Source organism: Bacteroidota bacterium (genome assembly GCA_016718825.1).
Lineage (GTDB): Bacteria > Bacteroidota > Bacteroidia > J057 > JADKCL01 > JADKCL01.
This window is the reverse complement of the sequence record JADKCL010000004.1, coordinates 144,048-165,650: the sequence shown is the minus strand read 5'-3', so window position 1 is coordinate 165,650 and position 21,603 is coordinate 144,048. Positions and strand designations below refer to the sequence as shown.

Here is a 21,603-nt window from a genome sequence, read left to right as displayed (position 1 = left end):
TTGGCTTTCCTTCAATGCCAAACTGAAGCACAATTGGGGACCAAGCAAGGTTGACTTGATCTTTTGAAGCATTTCCTATGCCCGAATATTGGCATCTTTGAGCAAATCGAAAACCATTGCGATGATCGACCGCACATGCTCCTCCTTTTGGTCGTAGAATTTTTTGAGCACTTTGTCGAGTGCCGTTGCGGCAAACGGGCGCTTATGGGGCGGAAGTTTGTCCAGCTCCCGGTTGATCAAGAGTTTCCAGCGCGCTTGCGCGATGCCGATTTCGGCTTTATGTTTCGCCTTGAGCGCCTTCAGAAGTCGGAAACGCACAAATGCTTCGAGCTTCTGCCAAGCCTTTGAGTTTTCAATGATGGCGCCCCAGTCCGCAGTGACAGCATCTTCGAGTCCGTCGGTTTCTACCTCTCCATAGACTCTGGACAGCAATTTTGTCGGAATCTCGTCGGAGTTCTCGAGCCCGAAATGATGGGGTTTGCCCACGATTTTGCCATTGACACGCACGGCGATGCCGCTTTGTTTGGGCGAACGTTTGTCCGTGATCGTGAACTTCATTTTCACGACTCCCAATTCGTTGAGGTCGCTTTCCTCGATGATGGTTTCTCCGGGGAGATCCTCAATGTCAAGCGCTTCCTCGTTGACGAAGATCCGGAAATTGGCTTGTCGGCCGTATTCCAGGAAGAGAATTTGCTTCAAGACATTGGGGTCTGGAAAGCTGAGATTCTGGTTGAGGTCGGTAAGCTTGATGGCTGTGCCATGCTGATCGTCGGGGCAAGCCTCCGAACTCATCGGGAGATCAATTTTCTCCAAATCCTTGTCAGAGCTCAGCAAATCGGCCTTGACAATGCTGATTTTGGTTTTTTTGCCGTTGGATCGGGTACTGATCTCCATGACATTTGCGGAGACAAGCCCTGCAAATTTGCCAATTCCCTTGCGTCCCTTGACGCGTCGGTTGAATCGAAGTGTGCGCTCGCCCTTGCGTGTGCGCCGGTCAGATGCGATTTTGAGGTAGCCTTCGGTCAATTCCCGCTCGGTCATGCCCAGTCCATCGTCGATGATGATGATCGGGTCGGCGGTGAGCGGCGCGGGAAGGTAAATCCAGACATTTTCCGCATCCGCATCCCAAGCATTGTCGATCAGTTCCTTCAATGCATATTCGGTCGAGCGATAATTTTCGCCCAACAATGCAGCCAGTTTGGTATCCACCCTAAAGTGGGCCTTCGTTCCCATTTGAAATCAATTCCGTTAATCTCTCCGTACCAACTTGGATTCGCCGCAGCCAGCAAAATCAAGCCTGTAAATATAGCAGGATTTCGGGTTTCAAGGGCGAAAAAGAGTGGATTTTGGGCGAATGGGTGCCTTTGTGGAATTGCTTTGTGATGGTTCAGCCTCCGTTTTTACCAATGTCTGTCCACCACTGTGTTGACAATCTTGGCTAGCCATTCCGCATCCACCCCGTCGAAGTGCGCGAGGTGCTCTGAATCCACGTCGAGAACGCCCAAAATTTGGTCGTTGGCAATCATCGGCACGACAATTTCTGACCTGCTGAGGCTGCTGCATGCAATGTGTCCGGGAAACAATTCGACGTCGGGAACGACCAAGGTCTCGCGTTGTTGGGCAGCTGCGCCGCATACGCCCCGCCCGAGCGCGATACGCGTGCAAGCAAGTGGCCCTTGGAACGGACCCAAAACCAATTCGCCGTCTTTCATCAGGTAAAAGCCTACCCAAAAGAAGCCAAACGCCTCTTTCAGCACGGCAGCCACATTCGCAAGGTTGGCGATCAGATCGGGCTCGTCCTCGATGAGTGCAGCAATTTGCGGTAAAAGACTGCGGTACTGTTCGGCGCGGGTGGCCTCTGACAACAAGGAAATGGATTCAGCCATCGAATTGTAATACGTTGATTTCGAAACTGTACTTAACTTTGGGATTCGTCTTTGCCGGGACAACTGTTTTCGGCATTTTCTTTGCAAATATGCACATGGTTTGCATTCTGAAAGTTTGAAGCAAAAAAGAAACGAAAATATGAAGCAATTGTTGAAACCAGCCCTGTTGCTGGCTTTACTGTTTACATTCGGCTTGGGAACGCTCCAAGCCCAAAAGGAAAAGATCAAACAGGCGGCGTTGTACAATACCGTGACCTACACTTCCGAGGACGGCAAATACACATGGTTTTCGGTCGTAGGTGATCCGCTGAATACGCGAATTTATAACCTGAAAAACGGCCTGACCGTGTACCTGACGGTCAATAAAAGCGAGCCACGCATCCAGACAAACATCGCTGTCCGTACCGGTAGCAACAACGATCCCAAGGATTGCACAGGCTTGGCCCACTATCTGGAGCACCTGTTGTTTAAGGGTACGGATCGCTACGGTTCATTGGACTATGCCAAGGAAAAGCCGTTGTTGGACCAAATCGAGAAGCTTTACGAGCAATACCGCGCCACGACCGACGAGGCAAAACGCAAGCAGATTTATGCGCAAATCGACAAGGTTTCCGGTGAAGCTGCCAAGTATGCCATCGCCAGCGAATATGACAAGATGCTTTCTTCCATCGGCGCCAAAGGCACCAATGCCTATACCTCTGTCGAACGCACCGTTTATATCAATGATATTCCGAGCAATATGATTGGAAAGTGGCTCAAGATCGAAGGCGAACGCTTTCGCAATCCTGTTTTGCGCCTTTTTCATACCGAATTGGAAGCAGTTTACGAGGAGAAGAACATTTCGCTCGACAATGACCGCCGCGCAGTCTATGCAAAGCTGATGGAAACGGTATTCCCATCCCACAATTACGGTCAGCAAACCACCATCGGTACCGTTGAGCACCTGAAAAACCCTTCGATCATCAAGATCAAGGAGTATTTCAAGAACTATTACGTCCCCAATAACATGGCATTGTGTCTTTCAGGAGACTTTGATCCAGACCAAGTGATCCGGTTGATCGATCAGAATTTTGGAGGATTTCAGACCAAGCCGGTCATTCCTTACAATGGCCCCGTCGAGGAGCCATTGACCGGGATTCAGCGTTTGGAGGTGTTTGGTCCAGAAGCCGAATTTGTCAACATCGGTTTCCGCGTGCCGGGCGTCGCACATGCAGACATGCCTGCCATCGAGATGATTGACTATCTGCTGAGCAATTCGACGGCGGGCTTGATCGACTTGAATTTGGTCAAGCAGCAGAAGGTATTGGACGCCTACGGCTATACGATGATCAACAAGGACTATGGCGTGTACATGTTGGGCGGTTCCCCCAAGGAGGGGCAAACCCTGGAGGCATTGGAGGAACTGCTGATCGGGCAATTGATCAAGATCAAAAAGGGCGAATTTGACGAATCTGCACTTGCTGCCGTCGTGAATGACATGGAAATCCAGCAAATGCGCCAATTTGAAAGCAATCGCGGCCGCACAGGTGGCTATATCGAGGCTTTTATCACCAATCAAGAATGGGCCGACTATATTCAGAAGGTTGCCAAAATGCGCAAACTGACCAAGGATGACATTATCCGCGTCGCCAAGCAATACTACAACGACAACTATGTCGTGGTGTACAAAAGGACCGGGGAGCGTGCCAATGTCCAAAAGGTCGTGAAGCCACAAATCACGCCTGTGGAAGTAAACCGCGAGGCACAAAGCGAATTCCTCAAAGGACTCGTTGCCATGGAAGCTCCCGCGATCGCGCCACGTTTCCTCGACTACAACAAAGACATTGAAAAGTCTTCGCTCAAGTCAGGCGTGACGATGCATTATGTCAAAAACGACGAGAATTCGCTGTTTTCCCTCTATTATTTGCTGGATTTCGGGAAGAATCAAGACAAGCAACTTGCATTTGCCATCGAGTATCTTCCCTTCCTCGGAACGGATAAATATTCGGCTGACGACATTTCCAAGAAGTTTTATGAGCTCGGAACCACCTTTGATGTGAGTTCGGGCGATGACCAGATTTATGTGTACGTCAGCGGATTGGCCAAAAATTTTGATGCAAGTGTCGAGCTGTTTGAGCATCTGCTGAAGAATGCGAAGCCTGACGATGCTGCCTTGGCGAGCCTGATCGACCGTACCGTGAAGTCACGCAACGATTTGAAGCTCAACAAGGGTGCGATTCTTTGGAGGGGTATGCAAAGCTATGGCATGTATGGCGCCAAAAACCCATTCAACGATATCTTGCAAGAAGATCAGTTGAGATCCATCAAGGCTCAGGCTTTGGTCGACAAGATCAAAACGATTACGGATTATCAGCACAAAGTGCTTTACTACGGCCCTGCAGCGGCTGCCGAGGTTGCCACTACGCTGAACCGCCTGCATATCACGCCGGCGCAGTTGACAGCAGTACCAAGGGAAAATCCCTATCAGCATACACAGACCACCAAAACCAAGGTGTATTTTGTGAATTACGACATGGTGCAGGCCGAGATTCTCTGGCTGTCACGCTCAGTGGACTACGATCCTACGATGTACAAAAACATCCGTATGTTCAATGAATACTACGGTGGAAACATGTCCAGCATTGTTTTTCAGACAATTCGCGAATCCAAGGCACTTGCCTATTCGACCTTCAGCAGCTTTGTGACACCTGCCAAAATCAAGGAGCCGTTTTTTGTGCAGGCTTATGTTGGCACCCAGGCCGACAAACTCAACGACGCCATCGTCGGCATGTTTGAGTTGCTGAATGAGATCCCCAAATCGGAAAATCTCTTTGAGAATTCGAAGGCATCGATCAAAAATAAGATTGATACTGAGCGGATTATTCGCACGGGCATCCTGTTTAACTACGAAACGGCCCTGCGCCATGCGGTGAGCACCGATCAGCGTCAGGAAATCTACGAAGCACTCGAAAAACTGACATTTGCCGACGTGCAGGCTTTTCACAAGCAGTATGTCGCTGGCAAGCAATTCAATTTGTTGGTACTCGGCAGCAAAGACAAGATCGATATGAAGGCACTTTCGCAATATGGCGAAGTGGTGGAATTGAGCTTGTTGGACTTGTTTGGGTATTGAGATAAGGGAATTAAATTTCTATCAGTTCCTTCATTATGCTTGTCTTCTTGGCCCAGTGCTGCGTTCCTTTTTGGATCCGTCCCGACCTCGGGACGAACCCAAAAAGCGCCTTGCTCTGAACCAAGAATCCTGTGCATAATCTTGGAACTTATAGAAAAATCATTCCTAGGTTGAATTTCCAAACGCGCGGCGCACATTCGGAAAGGAGGTGCGCCGCGTTTCGTTTGGATGCCAAGCGGCAGATGCAGCAAGGGGCATCATCATCATCATCATTTCCGAACGGGATTTGGGGGCAACGGAGGTCCGGGAATTCGACTTATCCCAGGAAATCCTTGACGAAATTACCGATTCGGCGTTTTCCGTCTTCTTCCTTGAATGCCTTGGCGAGGCTTTGCATTTCCTTGGCAACCGCTTGGAAATAGGTCGCTTCTTCTTTGATTTTCTGAATCCCCTTTTCCAGTTTGCCGGTGGCAAATTCTCGAATCAGTCCGTAGCGGGGTTCCCAAAAAAGGTCCGCCTTTTCGCCTTCCAAGTCTTTGGCCTGATCCTTTAAAACCTCCACGTAAAGGTCAAGCTTCTCCGATGGGACGCTGCCCAATTGGTTGTTTTGTTGGTGAATCCAGTCCATTTCAAGGCTGAGCAAGGCGGCAAGGTCGTTGCGTTCGTAGGCTTGGATCAGTTGTTTCATCTGCTCTTCTTTTGCCAAACGCAGGTCGGCGTCGGGTTCCATGTCGGGATGCATCAACTTTGCGAGGGCAATGTAGATGGAGCGTACGGAACGCGATTTCAGGACTTCGGCGGCCTTGATTTTGTTTTCCTTCGAAGTCGCTTTTTTGGGACGTGCGGCTGATTTTCCTTGGTTTCGGGCTTTTTCAGCATCCTGAAGGCGCTTTTCCTCGAGCGCATCCATCATGCGTTGCAACTTTTCGGGATCGTCTTGCCAGGCCTCCCAGTTTTCGTTGTCGCTCAGGACATCCTGCAATTCCGAGGCGAGGATTTCCTTCAAATTGGCTTTGATGGATGTGGTATGTGTTTCCGGAATCCTTTTCGCGCCAGCGGTCAAGGAGTGCTTGCGCCTCCGGGCTCGGGTCGCTGATGTCGGCTGCTTGCTTGCACAATCCGGCGATGCAGAAGCCGATTTCCTGCTGCTGCCGCTTTCCGTATTCATTTTCCAGCACGGCCTGTTCAAGGGCCATGGCCACCGCGATTTTGGCCTTGGCCACCTGTGCATAAGCCGGAATCAGGTATTTATGCGCCGATTGAAGCAGCAGATCATATTTTTTGCGTTCCTCGCGTATCGCAGCGCGCAAGCGCTCGATCTTGTCGATCCAGGCATTGAATGCTTGTTGGGATGCATTCAGAATAGCTGGCTTGGAACCGTCTGCATTCCGTTGGATGCCGCTGATTTTGAGCGAATTTTCTTTTCCTGCAGAAGGCTTTTGGGGCGTCATCGTGGCACAAAACTAAATCAATTTTGGCCGCCAACCCAAATTCGAAGGTGAATCAGGACCTGTTCATTTCACTGACATCGGAAAAGAGGGTGCTGCCGGTTTTGTCGGTAACCGTTGCAAGTATCGCCACATCATGTGCATCCGGTTTTTCCAGGTCCTACGGGACCAGGCATCCACCTTTTTCCCTCTTTTCAGCACTTTTTGGTACTTCCGGATCATCCTTCCAAAGTAACGCGCCAACAAGTCGGTTTCGCCCAAGGTTTCGAGCGCCAAAAAGGCATCCTTCATGGTGCGGGGATCGTTGAGGCCTTCGTCCGTCGTGCCGGGAGGTAGAAAACCATCGTTGCTGTCTAAAAATTTCAGCAGTCTCAGAACTTCATCCCAACCGCGAATGTGCTTCAAATGGCAGAGAAGGCGGTTCCAGCGGAAGGTTTGGAGAGACATTTCGGGGAAGGTCTGCATGGCCCGCTTCAGGAAGCGCAGGGCAGTTTCGAGATCCTTGCGGTAGATCAATCGCTCAAAAATGTGCGCCCAATGGTAATGCGAATGGAACCCAAAAAACATTTCCGGGGTGACGTTACTGCGCAACGGAAGGTTTTGCAAAGCTTCGTAAAACAGCTGTTCCTTGCCTTCTGTCAATATTTGTCCCTGCCAAATAGCCCAATTTTTCCAACGCAATGCCGGATTTTCATCCCAATGGGCCTTGGCCATCAGGCTCAAGGCGTGGACAGCAGCTTCCCAATGACCGGTCTCGATCGCACTCCCGAAATAGGCTTCGACAACTGGATATTGGTGGTAACGATGAACCCAGTCGGGAATTCCCTGCGCAAAACTCGATTGCAGATAAGTGAAGGCGCGCGCAGAATCTCCATCTTCAACACATCGCATCCCGCGTCGCTGCGATTCCAAGCGCCTAAGCCTACTATTGGGGGATCCCTCCTGTACGGCTTGGTTGGCGATTTCTCTACATTGAAATTGGCTGCCGACCACGCGCTGAATGCGTTCCAACAAACCCTGCGGCAACCTCACGATACGTGTTCCGCCGATGGCGATCGCTTCGATCTCTGTGAGGTTGCAGGCCACTTCGGGGACTTCTGTCAGTTGCGTTCCACTCAAATTCAGCGTCTTGCCGTCCATGAGCAACTGCATGCATTGCAGTTGGAAATCACGGTCCGGATTTTGGTCGAGTAGTTGGCCGAGCCAAGGTTGGCGCATGGCGTGACCCGAGGGGTGTTTTTGGAGAAAATCCTCAAAAACCAAGAAGTGACCTTTTCGCAACAGCAGCCCCGTGAGGCAGGTTTCGGTGAGCCATGAACCATCGATGCGCCAGAAATCGGCCCATTGTTCCCAAGTGAGCAAGCCTTCGGCGACGGTTTTTTCGAAGGTCTCCGGAAGGTTCCAAGCCATTCGCTTCCGCTTTTTGCTGCCATCGTCGGTCTCCGGGGCGCGCCAGATTTGCAATTGCTCCTGCAAATCCGGTGGCAGAACCGCCATGCCGGCATCCAGTAAGCGCTTCAATTGATCCGCAATGGCTTGAGAACTCGGACCAGGAAAAGGCTGCGAATGTCCATTCAACAACTTTCGTAGTTCCCGCAAGGCAACCAAGGGTACGCCGCCTGTCTCCATCAGCGTCATCGCAAGCAGCCGATTGGCAGCGACATCGCTCACCAGCAACCGCATCAGATTGCAACGCAATCCATGTCCGTGATCGGTGGGGTCCAGCAAGTTCATGGGCGATTCGAAGTCGTTTTCACGTGATGCTCAATTGGGACTGCGTTGTTCAAAACCAAGGACTTTTGAACCTGCGCAGATAAGCCTTGACAAAAAGCTTCAAGGGGGTGTCGGAATCGGTTTGTGACAGCTTTTCGCGCTCTTTGTCAAAGCTTTGGGCTGTTTTCAGGATTTTCTTGGCTTGATTCAAAATGCGCTTGAGGCTGTCTTCCTTGGAGCCCCAGGCAAATTCGCGGACCGGCTCAAACCGCGGATCAGCGCCGATCATGTATTTTTCGGTTTCCAGTTCATCGACTTGGTCTTGCAGCACCTTGACATACAATTTCAACTTGTCGTCGGCGATGCTGCCCAAATGGTCGGATTGTTTGTTCATCCACTCCATTTCCATGCGCAGCAAGGTCGGCAAATCCTTGGCCTCATAGGCGGCAGACAACTTTTTCATTTCCTCCTCCTTCACCGCGCGCTGCAATTCGTCGGTTTCCGTGTCAGGATGCACCAATTTGGCCAATGAAATGTAGATGCTGCGCACCGATTTTGCCTTGAGGTCGGCTGCGGCCTTTTCCTTGGCCTCTCGGGCTAACCGCGCTTTTTCCTGCGTTTTGCTCTCCTTGCGTTGGCCAGCGCTTGGGCCCCGTTGCGCCTTTTCCTCAAAAACCTCCCTGAATTGCTCAAATTGCTCGGGGTCTTTCAATTGGTCCATGTCGACGTCCATGTCATAAACCGCTTTCATCATGGTCTCGAAAATCTCCTTTTGCTGGTCTTGCTGGAATTGGATTTCCTCGTCGTAGGTAAAGCTTGAATTTCGGTCGTAAATATCCTTCTCTTCCTGCGTTGGAAGCATCACCTCAAAAGCCTGTGCACAAAGATCCTGAATGCAAGAGCGGATATCCCGCCGGAATGCGGCTGTGAATTTACCGGTCGTCAAAATCCCGTCCAAAGTCGTGGCAAGTGCCATACGTGCCCGGGCTTCTGCTTCGTCAGCGGGAACAAGGTGCTCTGCGGCAGCGGCAAACATCGTCTCATAAAACTCCGATTCCTTGATGATTTCCTTGCGCAGTTTCTCGATTTTCGCTGTGAGACGGTTGAATTCCTTTTGATTTCTGGTCAGTGGGATTTGCTCTTTGGGGGTGATGGACAGTTTGTTGGATGCTTTTTCCATGGTTTTTCGGCGAATGATGAAATCCTGAAGCAGAACGTGACCACTTGTTTCACGTTTCACAAATTAGGCAGGTTAATCCCCGAAAATCAAGTGGATTGCAAGAATCTCATCCATACCGACGACGATGGGTGGCTACAATTTGGCGATCATTCCGAGCAATTCAGCTTTTTTGGCCCGCGCGACAGGGAGTGATTTTCCATTCCGCATAAAAATTTCGCCGCCGTCGGTCCGCACGATTTTCTGCACTTGTTTGAGATTCACGAGGTAGGAATTGTGGGCCCTGAAAAAATCGGGATTGTTGAGCAATTCTTCGAATTCGCGGAGGCTTTTGGAGAGCACGACGGGTCGGGTTTGTTGCTGGAGGAACACAGAAACGTAGCTGCCGTCTGATTCGCAATAAAGGATGTCGGCGACTTCTACGAAGACCAATTCCTGCCCCACGGGCAGCGCGATGCGGCTGGGCATCGGAGTCTCGCGCAACATACGCGCGGCCTCGAGACGCTCGGGTGCGGGAGCGCTTGCGCGGGTAGCTTTTTCGACGGCTTGAATCAGTTCCTGTTTGTCAATCGGTTTGAGGAGATAGTCCAATGCGTTGAATTTGAATGCACGCACGGCATATTGGTCATAAGCGGTGGTGAAAACGACCTTGAAATCCAGCGGATGGCATTGTTGCAGGAGGTCGAAGCCATTCAGGCGTGGCATTTCGATATCGAGGAACACCAATTGCGGGCGATCGGACTTGATTTTTGCCAGCGCCTCCTCCGGATCGTTGAAGATGCCCGTCACGACGATGTCGGTGCAGTATTTTTCGAGCATCACGCGCAACAAATCCGTGCAGTTGCGTTCGTCGTCGATCAGGAAGGTTGTGACCATAACGATATTGTATTTACTTGGTTTTCAAAGTTGAAGGAGAATGCGGGTACCTGCGGCCAAGCCTTTTTCATCGAACAAATCCGTGGTTTCCACGGTCGCCTCCGTCCCGTAAAGGCGGTTGATGACCTCCAAGCGCTCGGAAGTCACCTTCATGCCATGTGATTTTTGGGCCGTCGCCGAACGGCTTTTGAGTTCCATGGCTTTGGCCCGCCCGACGCCGTTGTCTTCGATTTCAATGCAAAGACGTTTTCCCTGCGGGTACAACCGGATGGTGAGCATACATCCTTCTTTTTTGTGCATCAACCCATGCCAAATGGCATTTTCGACGTAAGGTTGGATCAGCAACGGTGGAATCTCCAAGTGCTCAACTTGAAGCTGCGGATCGATTTCCAAGGAATATTCAAAGCGATCGGCAAAGCGCATTTGCTCCATTTCGATATAGAGCTTGAGTGCCTCCAATTCCTTGCTCAGCACGACGGTATCGGTGCGGGAATTGTCCAGGATCAGTCGGATCAACCGCGAAAACTTGGTCAAATAGGCCGATGCCTCCTCGGGTTGATTCACCATGATGAACCGGTTGATCGAGCTCAGGCAATTGAATACAAAATGCGGATTCATCTGCGCGCGCAATGCCGCCATTTCGGTGCGGGCAATCCGATGGTTGAAATCGGTTTTGAGTGCTTCCTCACGTCTAATTTGCCGGATTCGGAACCTGTAAATGCTGTAAATCAAGGCGCAGCATCCCAAAATGACCGCAATACGGAACCACCAAGTTACCCAAAATGGGGGCGCGATATGGATGGGCAAGCGCATTCCAGGCGTGTTCCAGCGACCTTCGATGCCCGACTTCACCTCCAAAACGTAATCGCCGGGGGGTACATTGGTATAGCTCGCCACATGCCGATGGCCGTTTTTTCGCCAATTGGCATCAAAACCCTGAAGGCGGTACGCATATTCCGTTTTTCCCGCCGACAAGATGTCGCGGCTGGCAAATTCGAATTGGAAATAGTTCTGTTTCCAGCTCAAATCCAGCTGTTTGAGCCCGCCGAGCAACAGCGAATCCCCGATTTCGGAGTCAAAGATTTTGAAAGAGGTCAAGTGAACCTCCGATTGCGGATTTTCCTGCAGGAGGCTATCAGGATGGAACTTGAAATAGCCGTACACCGTGCTGTTCAGGATGCTGCCGTCTTCCATCAATGACAAAGCCTGATCCAGAAATTCCTTTGGAAGGCCATCATCCTTGGTAAAAGCACGAATGCGACCCGTGGTTTTGTCCAAGCAAGCCAATCCGCCCAAAGTACAGACCCAAAGTCGTCCGCGCTGATCAAACAGCAAGTTGGTGACACGGTTTCCCGGAAGCCCGTTTTGGGCGCGAATGTTGAAGAATTGCTGGCCCGCGGGGGCTTTGGGATCAAACCGGGAAACACCGCCAGGGTCTGTGGCTGCCCAAACCGCACCATCGGGGTCCAAACACAAATCAAAAACAGTATACGCCGCAAGGCTGCTTTCCGGGTTGGAAGGATCGTGCTGGAAAAGCTCGAACTGATTGGTTTTGGCGTCATACACAAACAACCCGTAGTCCTCGGTCCCGAGATAGACCGTTGCGTGTGCGCTATCGGTCACAATGGATGTAACATGCTTGCTGATAAACCCTTGGCTGCTGTCCGGGATCCACCAAGTTTGTGTTTTCGGTTTCCAGACCAATGCGCCGTTGTTGAAATGCGCAAACCAAAAGTTTCCTTCGTGGTCTTCGGCCATGTCCTGAAAATACCCATTTGCTGGCGGAATCCAGCCTGCGGCATTGATCGGGAATGGAATCAATTCGAAGTTCTTAAGATCAAAGTTGAAAAGCTGATTCCCCCCGCCAACCCAGATTTTTCCGGAACGATCGCGGTGCAACAATGCCGATTTTGGCGGAAGGTCGATGCTTTTTTCCGTTTCGCCGTTTCGAATCAAGAGCAATTGATGGTAATAGAAATTGAGGGTCAAAAGCCGTCGGCCTGGCAATTCCAAAAAGCGGGGATAACAATTGGCATTGTCAAAAATCGCCTGGTCACGGAGGGGAACGTACTTGAAGTTCAGTTGCTGTGGTTCGGCCAGCCAAAGCCCGGATTCGCCGCCCAGCCAGAGTCCTTGGTCGTTGTCTGTAAAAGCCTTGTGAACGATTCCGCGCGGCAATTCTTCCTCCTCATGTTCAAAACCTTGGATCGCCTGAACTTGGAAACCACCATTGGGCAACCAATAAATGCCCAGTTGCGTCAGAATCAGCTTCCCGCCTTTGTAAGGCCAAATATTGGTGACATGTTGTCCTGTACATTCAGGCGCGTTTGGCGCTGGAATGCAGATTTGGGTCCATTCTCCAGCGCAAGGATCATAGCGAAGCAGATTTTGGTACCAACTGCCAAAATAGGTTTCCTCCTTGCAATTCGTGACGGAGGTGGCGATTGGAAATGACTTGGGCATCGGATGGTAGGCAAACCGTTCTTGCTTCCAGTCGAATGAAAAGACGCCAATGTTGGTTTGTAGCCAAAATGCCGTGGGTGACCTTTGATCGATTTGATAGATCTTCAGATAGGCATCCGGCAGCCTCTCCGGAAAGGTTTTTCGCACAAATTCGCGCCAAGGATAGACGATAAACTTGTCCGTGGCAGCGTCATACCTACACAATCCTTTGTTATCAACCGACAGCCACAACCGATCCTGTGCATCCATTGCCAGGTTCCAAATCAAGGGATTGGGCAACGAACCATCGTTTCGACCTTCATTGATCCATTTGCGAAAGGTCTGGTTTTGAGGATTGTAACGATTGAGTCCGTTGGCGGTGGCGATCCACATTTGTCCTTTTTGGTCAATTTTGAGATCGTGGATCAGTTCGTTGCAGACGGATCGCTCAGGGTGAATCGGATCGGGAAGATAGTGCTTGAAGTTGTAGCCGTCGTAGCGATTGAGGCCATTGGCGGTGCCTACCCAGAGAAATCCTTGTCCGTCGCGGACGATGGCTTGCACCCTGCTGTCGCTCAAGCCGTCCTTTTCCGTGAAATGTCTAAAATGCCGGGGTGGCTGCGCCATCGCGAAGCTCCAACAAGTCAGCATGAAAAGGAGACAAAGGCGCATTTGGCCAAATTTTATTGAAATACGCTAGTTGGTGCTTGAAATCCAAGTATTGTTGGATTGGCTCGGCCCTTCATCGGCGGGCGAATCGCCGCGTATGCACAGGTGCATTCTCCAAAGGAAAGGACAACCGGGAAAGATGTTTGGGGAAATTTCATAAAGCGGCAATGGAAAAAAACATCCCGCACGGGCGGGGAGCCCGTCGCGGGATGAGATGTTGGTAAAGAAATTCAGTGTACAATTTGAATTCGAATGGTTTGTTGACCCTTGGTCGTATGAACCTGCAGACAATAGATTCCTGCTGGAACTTCGGCAACTGAAAATTCAGCAACCTTTGATTGCAGCACGATTCGTCCCGCGAGGTCCACCACCGACAGCGCGTTGATCCGTTCCCTATCTGCTTGAACGTGAATAATTTCTGATGAGGGATTGGGCCAAACTTGAATTTCCAGCATTCCTTGCGCGGGGGTGGCCGATTGCAAGGTATTGGGCGAACCAGTACCGATCACGCCAGTTTGTGGCGGTGTGCTGAGGTTTGTTCCGGCCCCAAATTCGTCGGCGCCGATGTCTGCCGTTCCAGCGCGGAGGTTAAAATCATAATCATAGGTTGTGCTCGAGGCCATTGCGGCATCAACCGCCGGACTTCCAGCATTCAGGTGATATTCTGAATCCAAATCAGGATCTACTTCCTGACTTTGTGCATCCAACCCCATGGTGGATTGCCATTGGGCGAAGGTCATTGCGGGCCAAGCGATGCCGTCGTCAAAAGTTGCTGTGCCTGTCGTCTTTTGGAAAATATTGTGATTGATCGTGTTGGTGCCTGTAAGTGCGCCTTCACGAACCTGTACCGTGTAGTCGTCTTGGCCTGTGCCGCTTTCGTCCACAAAAATATTGTTGATCACAGTGATGTTCTCATTGGATGGGGTGAGTGTGAGGCTATTGCTGACCCAAATATCGCCTTTGGAAATGAACAATGGGCTGTGAAAGCTCGGGGAGGCGGTGACAACCGTGTTGTGTTCGGCTCGGCAGTTTTGGGCGGCAAAAAATCCGATTCCAGCTCCGCCTGTGTTGACGATGATGTTGTTGCGTGCAATGCTGTTGCGACATTCAAACATGCCCGGATTGGCGACTTCGTCAAAGTATTCGGCATCGGTATAAAAACCCAGCAAAATGCCTGCCTCGCCCGTTTCACGGATCAGGTTTTCGTCGATGATACAACCATCTGCGCCCCCTTTGGCATAGACGCCCGAGGTGGAGGTATGATGGATATGGCAATTGCGCACGACCATTCCATCGCCGTTGACGTTGTCAATGCCTTCTGCATTTGGATCAAGGGCATTGCCCGGTCCTACGCCCGAATTGTACAATTCGCAGCCAAGGATTTGAATTCCATCGCATCCAGGCTTGATTTTGATGCAGTCTCGTCCGGTATCGTGGATTTTGCAATTGCGAATCGTGATGTTACTGACCCCGTGACGGTCTTGCGGAGCGCCACCCCAATCCCAATTCGTCTCGAAACTCACGCCGTAATAATAGCCGCCGATGATTTCAAGGTTTTCCAATGTGCCGCCGTTTACATCCGGCTCATTGTACCAAATGCAGCTTGCGGTGTTTTCGACATTCGTGACAGCGGTAAGTACAGCCCATTCGCCGGGGTAGGAGCGGATGGTAAGGTTGCTTTTGGTGACGCGGACTTCATTGCTGATATAGTTCCCGCCTCGAAGTTCGATCACATCGCCCGGATTGGCCTGCAAGATAGCTTCATCGAGGGTCAGCAGCGGGTCGGTGAGTGTGCCGGGATTGGCATCGTTGCCCGTCGTGGCCACATACCAAGTCGCAGCGGAAAGTCGACAGGCCAGCAGAAAAAGAAGGGTGAGGGTGATTTTTGATTTCATAATTCTTGCTTTTCGAGACAAAGCTGCGCCTACCGATGATTTGGCTATCGCCTGAATTTGCATTTGGGGGATTTGGGTTTGTGTTTGGGAATGTGACCTTGATCCGCACCGATCGTGCGCGCAGATCCAAATACAAAGTCATACCGACCGATTACAAATCCATTCTTGTAGGAACGCGCACGCCCGTACGAGCTTGCAGCGCTGTTTCCAAATTGGAGACGGATTCAACCCACATGCTATGCGTCACCATTTTTCGCTTTGTTTGCTCCTCGGCTTAGTTTGCTTGTTTCCTTTCAGGCTATTTTCGCAAAACGTAGGCATCGGTACCACCACGCCATTGGAGAAACTCCATGTTGCAGGCAACATTCGGTTGGATGCCTTGGCGGGTGTGGATACGCGCCTCGCCGGGATTGACCCCAACGGGACGATGACTGAAGTGACCGCCGGAACTCCGGGTCAGGTTTTGGTGCAAGGACCAACGGGTCCCGTCTGGCAAGACGACAGCGGATGGGGTTTGCTGGGCAACGCGGGCACGGTGCCTGCAACCAATTTTGTCGGTACAACCGACAATCAAGGGTTGGCATTTCGCACCAATAATCTTGAACGGGCGAGATTCACAAATTCTGGCCTACTTTGTGTGAATGGTACGGGACCGTACAATTCTGATGTATTCTCCGCTTATGCCTCAGGTGGGCAATGGGCAGTCAATGGCTATGCTTCAGGTAATGGTGATGGAGGGTTTTTTCTATACTTCGGGGAGCGGATCGGCAGTCGTGGGGCAGGCGGTAGGTACATCTGGATCAGCTGGCGAATTTTTGACGCTTTCTGCCGGGCCAAGCACTTCGCCGACCATTTACGCTTACAATGGTTCTGCAACGGTGCCTACGATAAGCCTGCGGACGGATGTTGCAAGTCCAGGGGCGCACGGCATTTCGTTGGATATCAATGGCGCATCTTCCCATCGCGGTATTCAAGTGGACATGGACGCTGCCTCGACAGGTGTAGGGATTGCAGTGCTACAGAATGGACTGAACCATTCGCTTTCATTGCAATCATTTAATCCTGCGGTGACCCAAGCTGCATTCTTGTCGGATCAAGCTGGAGCAGGCAGGTCGATCGCAGCGAGCACCTATTTGGCCACAAGCACCACGCAGACGGGATTTTTCAATCAATTTAGTAATGGCCTCGTACCTCTCACCTATTCCAATGCGACTGCACTGTGGGCGCAATCTGCGGGTATCCGTGGGGGCGCATTCTTGTCGGCCGGCACCTCTTCCGGCAACACGGTTCTCCAAGCCCTTTACAATGGCCCGGCAGGCAACTACGATGGCGTGGGCGTCTATGGTGTTTTCCAACCCAATCCCAATTACGGATACGGCGTTGTCGGTCAAGGCAATTGGTACGGGGTCTATGCAAATGGCAACATCGGCGCTTCGGGTGTCAAATCCTTTATGATCGATCATCCCTTGGATCCTGAAAACAAATACCTGCGCCATTATTCGATCGAATCACCCGAAGTGCTCAATCTCTACCGTGGTTCGGTGGTCTTGGACGCCAATGGATTCGCTGAGGTGCAATTGCCCAGCTATTTTCAGGCCGTGAATGTGGATTTTTCTTATCAATTGACGCCTGTGGGCAGCGCCGCGGCTGTCTTTGTTGCCGAGGAAATCAATGCCCAAGGCCGCTTCGAAGGTGCAGGAGGAGGCCCCGGCCAAAGGTTTGTTGGACCGTCTATGCCGACCGCAACGATGCTTTTGTACAGCAAAACAGCGAAAGTATTTCGGTCGAACCTGCCAAACGAGTTTCAGATGTGGGCCTGTATTTGCAGCCGGAATTGTATGGACAACCCAAGGAAAAGGGAATCTTTGAGCGGTACAAAGTGCGTCCGGAGGAAGTGAAAGGGGAGGCAACGCCAGTATCTGTCGCCAGAGAAGTGGCTTTGCCGGAGGTGAAACAGGTGAAGTAGGAAATCCCAACCAAATCGACCTTGGTGCCATTCAGCATTCTGCATGCAAAGTGCATTCTGTCGTTGATGCTCGGGATTTTGCTGAATGTTTTACCACTCCCGCGGCCCGGTCAATTCCTCGTCATCCGCCTCAAAGTAGCCGTATGTGCTTGCAATGAAGGCAAAGTCCTCGCCGATATTCTTGGCTGCGACGCTGTCATACTTTGATTTCTTGGCTTTGAATTCATCCTGCAAATCGTTGAAGCTGTCGGTGGCGCGATGCGTCAAATCATAGAGATCTTCGAGCTTCTTCGGCGTTTTGGCCTCGATTTTGGCGCAAAGGTCCATCAAAATGGTTCTTGCCTTGTCCACCAAATGCCTCGGATACTGATTGTTGGCGTACATGTCTGCCAAAAAAGCATGCGCTTTGATTTCTTCGTTGGTGATTGCTATTTGAGCCATACTTGCTGCGTCGATATTTTTGATTTCAAAGGTGGAAGGTAGTGCAGTCGTTGCACAAGGGCAAATTCATTCCTCAAACTTCCGCCCCACGAAGCGCCGGAATCTTCCATTTGTTCAGTCTCAAACTCGTCCGGAACCATTTCCAGAGATTGCCCCAGCTCCACCAATGGTGGTAATCATGGAGGCCAATCAGCAGGAAAAAGAGATAGACCATTTTGGGATTGGTCTTGCCGTTGAGGATAATCAGTGTGAACATTGTGATGCCCAAATCGGCGAAGTGGCCTGTTTTGTGGCAATCAATCAACGCTTGGCCCGGCATCATCAACGAAAAACTTGGATTCTGAATGCCTTCGACCATTTTTCCGCCCCACGGCTTGAACGTGAATTCCTGCCCGTCCACATGAAATCCGATGCCTTTTCTGAAGAGCATGGGCAAAATCAGGCGGCTAAACCGGAGTTTTTGGCGAAGGTTTTCACGGTCTTGCGCACTGAATACCACCTGCTTTTCCAGGGCTTCCTGGGCACTGACCTTCTGCAAAATCATCTCCTCATCGCGGTAATACTCATTTTCCGCAACGTGCCAGTTGGTGAATTGGTCGAGGTCGATGGTCGAATAGGGCATGCAAAGCGTCGTCGCCTTGGCGGTCCAGTTCTCGCGGAGGTCGTCGGTGCTGACACGGTAGGGATTGGCCCACTTGGAGTCTTGACGGTAAAGAATAATCTGACTGGCGAATGGCATGAAAAAGTCGGCGCGCAAGACTTCGCTCAGTTCGCAGCAGCGTGCGACGTAGTCGCGTTTGTCTTTCATGCTCACCACTTTGCTGTCCTTGCGAAAGCTATTGACCGGGCTTGCCGGCGAATAGCTGCTGAGCAAAATGACCTTTTTCGAGCCGACATGGGCATCGATGTACTTGCGTACCCGGCGCAGCTGGTACTTCATCGGCTTGCTGTCGTTGAGGTTCACGATAAACGCCGTGGGCGTATCAAGCAGCAAAACCGAATCGTCATTGGGTAGCGGAATGCTCAGTACGCTCACTTTGGGGTGAAGCTGATGCCATTGCAAGGGCTCCAACACTTTGGTCTTGTAACCGACGCGGCTCAAATACTTGGCCATTTGCTCCTGCGGCAAGGCGGGCGCCACATAAGTCGGCCCTGTTCCCAACCTTCGGATGCTCGCCGGATGGAAATGGTCCCCGTGCTCGTGGGTGAGATAAACGTATTGGGTTTTGGTCAGTTCCTCCAATTCCGCCTCCTTGGGATAGTTTTGCAACCACCAACTCCGCCAATAAGCCGAACCGACCAACCAAGGATCGGTGATCAGAATCGGGCTCCCATCGTCGTCCCGCAACACCATGCAAGCATGGCCAATCGTCTGGATTTTCATTCCTGCTACCAAAAGTTGGGTGCAAATGTCGGCAAAAATGCCTGCATATACATGAGAGAAGTCAATCTTTGCGCTGCTTGCGTAGAGATTTTGGGCGTCTCAGGAGCTGAAAAACCTTGGTGAAATACTTCGAATACACCCTGAAAGTCCCGGATGGCAAGCCATTGTTGCGCATCGACGCGATGATTTCGCGGTTGAGTTTGATTTTGCTTTTGATGCCTTGGTTGGTCAATCCGCCCGTGCGCATCGTGACCATGACCTTGGGCAAATATGACCAACTTATTTTGGCTTTGTACAAAAACCGCAGCATAAGGTCAAAGTCACTCGTGATGCGGTACTGCGTATCAAAATTGCCAAGGCGCTGATAAACTTCGCGCCGCACAAAAAAGGTCGGATGCGGCGGCATGTCGCCATGCTCAAACTTGCGGAGCGTAAAACCCTCCGAACTGTAAAACCGCACGACATGGTCGAGGTTTTCGGGCGTCACGAATATCAGGTCGCCGATCATGCTGTCTTTGCCGGTGCGGGTCAGTTCGGCGACAACGGCGGAAATGACGTCTGTATCGGTATAAAAATCATCGGCATTGAGGATGCCGATCACGTCACCGGTGGCGCGTGCGAGGCCTTTGTTCATCGCATCGTAGATGCCTTTGTCCTTTTCCGAGACAAGTACGGCGATCTTGTCGCCATAACTTTTCAGGATGTCGACGGTGTTGTCCTTGCTGCCGCCGTCGATGACGATGTATTCGATGTCGGGATGGTCCTGTGCGACCACGGAATCCACCGCCGAGGCGATGGTCGCAGCGCCATTGTACACGACGGTGATGATGCTTACTTTCATTCGGCTTCCATCACCCGTTTGCGTAAAATTTGGCAAGGGTTGCCGGCATAAATGGTGTAGGGCTCCAGATCGAAACTCGCCACAGCCGCGACTCCCAACACCGAATGGCTGAAGCACGTCACGCCCTGTGTCACCATCGAACCTGCACCCAGCCAAACGCCGTCTTCCAGGACAATCGGCCTCACGATCAAATCAAAGGTGACCTTTTTGTAGTTGTGGTTCCCGGTCATCATCACCACACCTTGTGACAGGCAGCAGTTGTTGCCAATGGTCACTTTGCCTTGATTTTCGATCCAAACGGCCTCGCCAATCCAGCAATGATCCCCAATTTCGAGGTTCCAGGGAAACTTGACGTTGACCCTGTGCTTGAGAATAACACCTTTGCCGATCTTGGCGCCAAATGCGCGCAAAACAAAGATTCTCAGTGCATTGAAGGGATTGAGGGGCGTGTTGACAAAAAGTCCGTTGGCCATGAACCACAACAGCCATTTGAATTTGCTCGCCCCTTCATCAAACCAATCGTTGTTGAAGCGGGAGAGATCGGTCTTGGGGAGCTGTTGATCCATTGAGCCGCCAAATTAGCGAAAAATGGAGATTTGCCCGCTTCGAATTTGAATGCGGTCTTAACTCCAATTCGCGCTACGCCGAATACCAAGTACCATTTCCCCGTAAAGCGCTTCGCCTCAATCAGTTTTCCGGTGCCTTGGCCGGGCTACTTTCCATCAACTGCGGTGCTTTGTTGCGTTGATTTCCATCAGGCGTCGGCGTGGGCAATTGTTTGATTTTTTGGGATTGAGCGGCATTTCCCAATGTTGGCTGCGCCACCTGCCTGTCCACCGCAGTGGGTTTGACGACTGCAGGGGTGGTAGTCCCCATTTCCCCCAATTGAGGAAGGTTGGGTTCGATCGATTGCGCATAGCCGCAACCGAAACAAAGGCCTAGCGAAACGATGAAACTGATATTCTTCTTCATTGGATTACGGTGAGCGTCATGTGATGAGTATCGGGGTTGGTCGCAGCTTGAATCACGGTGTCATAGGTTCCGAGAATGCCATTTCGTTGCGCTTGAAGTTGGAAAGTGTAGGAATTTCCGACCGTGAGTCCGGAGATATTCTTGGTGAATGTACAACTCCAAGGTGTGACCGTGCCCGTGACGTCGTCATAGTTTTGGGTAAGTGTGTTGGTGCCTCCGAGACTGGTGGCGCCGTTTCGTACCCGAAACTGCACAAAGGCCATCGAGTTGGTATAAGCAAATCCGGAGGCCGAAAATATCAAAAGGGCTGTGTTCTTGGTTGCTGTGAAGGTGACCGACATGGGGGCGACGTTGGTCCATCCCGCCGAGGTCACGGTGTAATCCGTAGTCAGGGACGTTGAGCTCACGTTCAGGGCACCTGCATTTTGCCACGCCGGTCCGCCCACTGTCTGAGTCAATACCTGTCCGTTGGTTCCGGGTGCGATGTTCACCAATGTCCCATTGACATCCGAGCCTACGACCCGTGTCCCAATTCCAGCGAGATTGTTGACACGGGCGTTTCCGGCCACATGCAACTTCTCCAAAGGCGCTGGGACACCTATTCCGACGTTTTGGGAATAAATCATGGATATGCCAATCAGCGCAAAAGTGGCAAGCGCAAATAGATTCCGGGCGATTTTGTAGATCATAATTTCCTTAATTTGATTTTCTTGAGTGAATTGGGCTTCTAAAAAAGTCCCAATGGAGATGGCAAAAGGTCAAGTTTCCCGAAACGGTGAAG

The 21,603-nt window shown here is 51.2% G+C and carries 17 protein-coding genes; 2 read left to right on the top strand and 15 right to left on the bottom strand.

The annotated features are described in order from the left end of the window. Positions 1–75: 75 nt before the first annotated feature. Both IPN95_05905 and IPN95_05900 read right to left on the bottom strand, forming a co-directional pair. The gene (locus IPN95_05905; protein ID MBK9448937.1) at positions 76–1,233 is read right to left on the bottom strand and encodes an ATP-binding protein; all 1,158 of its coding nucleotides are present in this window, start codon (positions 1,231–1,233) and stop codon (positions 76–78) included. A 167-nt stretch (positions 1,234–1,400) separates the two neighbouring features. Beyond that, entirely contained in the window at positions 1,401–1,886 is a 486-nt protein-coding gene (locus IPN95_05900) for a GAF domain-containing protein (protein MBK9448936.1), read from the bottom strand. A 139-nt stretch (positions 1,887–2,025) separates the two neighbouring features. Here IPN95_05900 and IPN95_05895 point away from each other — a divergent pair, with 139 nt between their 5' ends. Then, entirely contained in the window at positions 2,026–4,998 is a 2,973-nt protein-coding gene (locus tag IPN95_05895; protein MBK9448935.1) for an insulinase family protein, read from the top strand. A gap of 316 nt (positions 4,999–5,314) precedes the next feature. On the opposite strand, the gene IPN95_05890 is transcribed toward IPN95_05895, so the two are convergent. From IPN95_05890 to IPN95_05860, 7 genes are all read right to left on the bottom strand, one after another. Next, entirely contained in the window at positions 5,315–6,004 is a 690-nt protein-coding gene (locus IPN95_05890; protein ID MBK9448934.1) for a hypothetical protein, read from the bottom strand. A 508-nt stretch (positions 6,005–6,512) separates the two neighbouring features. Beyond that, complete coding sequence (locus tag IPN95_05885) at positions 6,513–8,180, bottom strand: hypothetical protein (GenBank protein MBK9448933.1); 1,668 nt, start codon at positions 8,178–8,180, stop codon at positions 6,513–6,515. Between the two features lie 49 nt (positions 8,181–8,229). Continuing rightward, the gene (locus IPN95_05880; GenBank protein MBK9448932.1) at positions 8,230–9,339 is read right to left on the bottom strand and encodes a hypothetical protein; all 1,110 of its coding nucleotides are present in this window, start codon (positions 9,337–9,339) and stop codon (positions 8,230–8,232) included. A gap of 132 nt (positions 9,340–9,471) precedes the next feature. After that, positions 9,472–10,212 carry a response regulator gene (locus IPN95_05875; protein ID MBK9448931.1) on the bottom strand — a complete coding sequence of 247 codons (741 nt, stop codon included), beginning with the start codon at positions 10,210–10,212 and terminating at the stop codon, positions 9,472–9,474. 24 nt (positions 10,213–10,236) lie between these two features. Then, a complete protein-coding gene (locus IPN95_05870) occupies positions 10,237–13,326 on the bottom strand; it encodes a histidine kinase (GenBank protein MBK9448930.1) in 3,090 nt (1,029 codons plus the stop codon). Positions 13,327–13,553: 227 nt separating this feature from the next. Further along, the gene (locus IPN95_05865) at positions 13,554–15,218 is read right to left on the bottom strand and encodes a right-handed parallel beta-helix repeat-containing protein (GenBank protein MBK9448929.1); all 1,665 of its coding nucleotides are present in this window, start codon (positions 15,216–15,218) and stop codon (positions 13,554–13,556) included. A gap of 298 nt (positions 15,219–15,516) precedes the next feature. After that, positions 15,517–15,792 (bottom strand): hypothetical protein, encoded by a 276-nt coding sequence (locus tag IPN95_05860; GenBank protein MBK9448928.1) that lies wholly within the window; start codon positions 15,790–15,792, stop codon positions 15,517–15,519. A 139-nt stretch (positions 15,793–15,931) separates the two neighbouring features. Here IPN95_05860 and IPN95_05855 point away from each other — a divergent pair, with 139 nt between their 5' ends. Continuing rightward, positions 15,932–17,116 carry a hypothetical protein gene (locus IPN95_05855; protein ID MBK9448927.1) on the top strand — a complete coding sequence of 395 codons (1,185 nt, stop codon included), beginning with the start codon at positions 15,932–15,934 and terminating at the stop codon, positions 17,114–17,116. A gap of 158 nt (positions 17,117–17,274) precedes the next feature. On the opposite strand, the gene IPN95_05850 is transcribed toward IPN95_05855, so the two are convergent. From IPN95_05850 to IPN95_05825, 6 genes are all read right to left on the bottom strand, one after another. After that, positions 17,275–17,616, bottom strand: coding sequence for a hypothetical protein (locus IPN95_05850; protein ID MBK9448926.1), 342 nt, complete (start codon positions 17,614–17,616; stop codon positions 17,275–17,277). Positions 17,617–17,698: 82 nt separating this feature from the next. Next, on the bottom strand, positions 17,699–19,009 hold the full coding sequence (locus IPN95_05845) for an MBL fold metallo-hydrolase (GenBank protein ID MBK9448925.1): 1,311 nt from the start codon (positions 19,007–19,009) through the stop codon (positions 17,699–17,701). A gap of 61 nt (positions 19,010–19,070) precedes the next feature. Further along, positions 19,071–19,850, bottom strand: a complete 780-nt coding sequence (locus IPN95_05840) for a glycosyltransferase (GenBank protein ID MBK9448924.1) — start codon at positions 19,848–19,850, stop codon at positions 19,071–19,073. After that, positions 19,847–20,416, bottom strand: a complete 570-nt coding sequence (gene wcaF / locus IPN95_05835; protein ID MBK9448923.1) for a colanic acid biosynthesis acetyltransferase WcaF — start codon at positions 20,414–20,416, stop codon at positions 19,847–19,849. Before wcaF ends, IPN95_05840 begins: the two co-directional genes overlap by 4 nt. A 121-nt stretch (positions 20,417–20,537) precedes the next feature. Continuing rightward, the gene (locus IPN95_05830; GenBank protein ID MBK9448922.1) at positions 20,538–20,822 is read right to left on the bottom strand and encodes a hypothetical protein; all 285 of its coding nucleotides are present in this window, start codon (positions 20,820–20,822) and stop codon (positions 20,538–20,540) included. Beyond that, positions 20,819–21,511 carry a hypothetical protein gene (locus tag IPN95_05825; protein ID MBK9448921.1) on the bottom strand — a complete coding sequence of 231 codons (693 nt, stop codon included), beginning with the start codon at positions 21,509–21,511 and terminating at the stop codon, positions 20,819–20,821. The genes IPN95_05830 and IPN95_05825 overlap by 4 nt, the downstream gene beginning before the upstream one ends. Positions 21,512–21,603 lie beyond the last annotated feature (92 nt).

Excerpts from the sequence above, each read along its gene's own strand:
- IPN95_05905 (MBK9448937.1), bottom strand. The coding sequence starts at position 1,233 with ATGGGAACGAAGGCCCACTTTAGGGTGGATACCAAACTGGCTGCATTG.
- IPN95_05900 (MBK9448936.1), bottom strand. The coding sequence starts at position 1,886 with ATGGCTGAATCCATTTCCTTGTTGTCAGAGGCCACCCGCGCCGAACAG.
- IPN95_05895 (MBK9448935.1), top strand. The coding sequence starts at position 2,026 with ATGAAGCAATTGTTGAAACCAGCCCTGTTGCTGGCTTTACTGTTTACA.
- IPN95_05885 (MBK9448933.1), bottom strand. The coding sequence starts at position 8,180 with ATGAACTTGCTGGACCCCACCGATCACGGACATGGATTGCGTTGCAAT.
- IPN95_05880 (MBK9448932.1), bottom strand. The coding sequence starts at position 9,339 with ATGGAAAAAGCATCCAACAAACTGTCCATCACCCCCAAAGAGCAAATC.
- IPN95_05875 (MBK9448931.1), bottom strand. The coding sequence starts at position 10,212 with ATGGTCACAACCTTCCTGATCGACGACGAACGCAACTGCACGGATTTG.
- IPN95_05870 (MBK9448930.1), bottom strand. The coding sequence starts at position 13,326 with ATGCGCCTTTGTCTCCTTTTCATGCTGACTTGTTGGAGCTTCGCGATG.
- IPN95_05865 (MBK9448929.1), bottom strand. The coding sequence starts at position 15,218 with ATGAAATCAAAAATCACCCTCACCCTTCTTTTTCTGCTGGCCTGTCGA.
- IPN95_05855 (MBK9448927.1), top strand. The coding sequence starts at position 15,932 with ATGCTTCAGGTAATGGTGATGGAGGGTTTTTTCTATACTTCGGGGAGC.
- IPN95_05845 (MBK9448925.1), bottom strand. The coding sequence starts at position 19,009 with ATGAAAATCCAGACGATTGGCCATGCTTGCATGGTGTTGCGGGACGAC.
- IPN95_05840 (MBK9448924.1), bottom strand. The coding sequence starts at position 19,850 with ATGAAAGTAAGCATCATCACCGTCGTGTACAATGGCGCTGCGACCATC.
- wcaF (MBK9448923.1), bottom strand. The coding sequence starts at position 20,416 with ATGGATCAACAGCTCCCCAAGACCGATCTCTCCCGCTTCAACAACGAT.
- IPN95_05830 (MBK9448922.1), bottom strand. The coding sequence starts at position 20,822 with ATGAAGAAGAATATCAGTTTCATCGTTTCGCTAGGCCTTTGTTTCGGT.
- IPN95_05825 (MBK9448921.1), bottom strand. The coding sequence starts at position 21,511 with ATGATCTACAAAATCGCCCGGAATCTATTTGCGCTTGCCACTTTTGCG.